Raw genomic sequence first — 2,362 nt, forward strand, 5'->3', positions numbered from 1 at the left:
GTGCTAGATACGAGTTCCCTGATCAGATAGGGAATGGGGTGCTAGCGGGGCTGCTAGGTCTAGCACCGGTGGGGTGCTAGACCTAGCAGCGGTCCGCGTCAGCCCTTGCCGGGCTTTCCGTCACGCTCGGTGATGGCGGTGAGGATGTCGGCACGGGCGATACCGCGCCGGGTGGTGCCCTTGCCCTTGTCGCTGGTGGCCCAGACGTCCTGCACCGTGATGCCGTGCGGGCGCAGGTTCTTGGCGACCGTCTCGGCTTTCCAGCCGCTGTAGACGTCGGGGCGCAGGTCGGCGAGGCGGGTGGCGACCTTCTCGTTCCACACCTTGTCCTCGTCGACGGCCACGACCTTCAGCACGTCGGCCAGCAGGTCGAAGGCGGCTTCCTCAGTCTCGGGGAGCTGGCCGACGGCGTGCCCGGTGACGTTGCCGTACTCCTCGCGCATGGCGCGGGCGCGGGCCACGACCTGCTCGGCGCCGACCGCGTCCACGAACGCGGAGGCGACGATGCGCGGGTCGTCTCCCTCACCGGCCATCCAGCAGATACCGCGGTCGGTCCGGGAGAACATCGTGGCCCGGTACCCGGCCTTGTACATCGAGGTGCCCAGCACCATGTCATTGGCCGGCTGCGCCATGACCTTGAGGCAGAACCGCAGCACCGCGTTCGAGCTGATGCCGGTGGGCAGCGACTTCGCGTCCGGGCGCTGTGTGCCGAACAGCATCGTCATCCCCAGCGCAGGGCCGCGCTTGCCCAGGTCGGTGCAGATCTCCTCGATCTCCGCGCCGTACTTCTCGTGCTCGAAGGGCACCTGGCACTCGTCGAACCCGGCCACGATCGGGTGCAGGCGAAGGCTCTTGTCGTTCGCCAGCTCCGGGGTCACCTTCGACTCCGGGCACCGCGAGCGCGGCAGCGACTTGATGACCTTCGCCCGGCGCCGCAGCTCGGTGCGCAGCTCGCGCAGGGCGTGCAGGACGTATTCGATGTCCTCGTCCTCGTCGCCCGCGCGGTAGCGGTGGCAGACGGGTTCGAGGGCGCCGAAGTCGCCGGTGCCCTTGAAGTCGAACGCGTGGACTTCCGCACGCGGGTCGAGGGCGGCGATGAGCAGGAACAGCCGCATCAGGAACGTCTTGCCCATGCGCGGGATGGACCCGACGATGACGGAGGCGAACATCAGGGTGACGGACACGTCGCCCATGCGCTGGTCGTTGCCGAACACGACCGGCTTGAACAGGTCGACGCTGCCCGACTTCAGCAGCGGCCAGGCCGGTTTGGTCGTCTCGTTCATCGGCTTGTCCCCGACCCACAGCACGAGCCGTCCTTCGTGCTCGGTCGGATCGGCGGACGGCCACACGCAGCCGACCTTGCGCCGCAGGCCGGAGGCGAGCGACTTGCGCGCCTCCATGATGTCCTCCGGGGTGACGCCCCAAGGCAGGTCGAGGTCGGCGCGGTAGCCGGGCCCGTCCCTGGTGATCTCGGAGGTGAACCGCATTCCGTTCATGTCGCCGCCCTTCTTGATGGCGGCGTTCAGCTTCGGGTTGCCGATGTTGTCCAGGGCGCGCAGCACGATCGAGGTGGTCAGCTTCTCCAACTCGGTCTTCAAGACGGCCCGTCCGATCACGGGCTCCTCGGCCTTGCCGCCCTTGAACCCGGCGGCCAGCACGGCAGCGGAGGCGAACAGCACCAGCCAGCCGGGCGCCAGCACATAGGCGGCCATCGCCAGCGGCACGCCGACCAGCCCTGCGATAGCCATGACCACCATGCGCAGTCGCACGCGGCGATCGCGCTGGCGGGACAGCTTCAGGTACTCGCCGGTGTTCTCGTGCTCCACCTCGTAGGTGCGCAGCGGGGCGGCTTCGGCGTCCCACACCCACCGGTTGGTCTGCTTGATCAGCCGGGCGGCGCCCGTGGGGGCGTCCATGGACAGCCGCATCACGTACCAGGGGGTGCGGATGCCGTGGAACGCCGTGGCGTAGAAGGCGTTGCCGGTGGCGCGCTGCGCGGTGGAGATGAATCCGGGCTTGGACTTCAGCCAGGACGGCAGGATCGGCTTGCGCTTGTAGGTGGTGATGCCGGGGCCCGGCAGGGTCGACGGGTCGGCCGGGCGCGGCGGCGTGGAGTCGCCCGACTCCTCGTCGTCTTCGTCGGCCGACGGGTCGGCGGTGGGCACGATCGACTCGTCGGCGGTCGAGTCGGCCGACTCGACTCCCGTCCGGTCGGGCGACCCGGCGCGGGCGCTGCGCGCCTTGTCGAGGTCGACCACCTCGCCGGTGCGGTCGGCGTTCATGTCGGCTTCGAGTCGTGCGAAGAACTCGTGGTTCTCGTCGGGGTGATTCACTGAACTGTCCTCCTCAAGAGGGCGTGAAG

Annotated in this window: 1 protein-coding gene; it reads right to left on the bottom strand. The window is 68.9% G+C overall.

The window, feature by feature from the left end; all coding sequences use genetic code 11:
* Nucleotides 1-98: 98 nt before the first annotated feature.
* On the bottom strand, nucleotides 99-2,333 hold the full coding sequence (locus ACQKIP_RS45305) for a cell division protein FtsK (protein WP_365862787.1): 2,235 nt from the start codon (nucleotides 2,331-2,333) through the stop codon (nucleotides 99-101).
* Between the last annotated feature and the right edge of the window lie 29 nt (nucleotides 2,334-2,362).

The organism is Streptomyces sp. NPDC059900 (assembly GCF_050270335.1).
Taxonomy (GTDB): domain Bacteria; phylum Actinomycetota; class Actinomycetes; order Streptomycetales; family Streptomycetaceae; genus Streptomyces.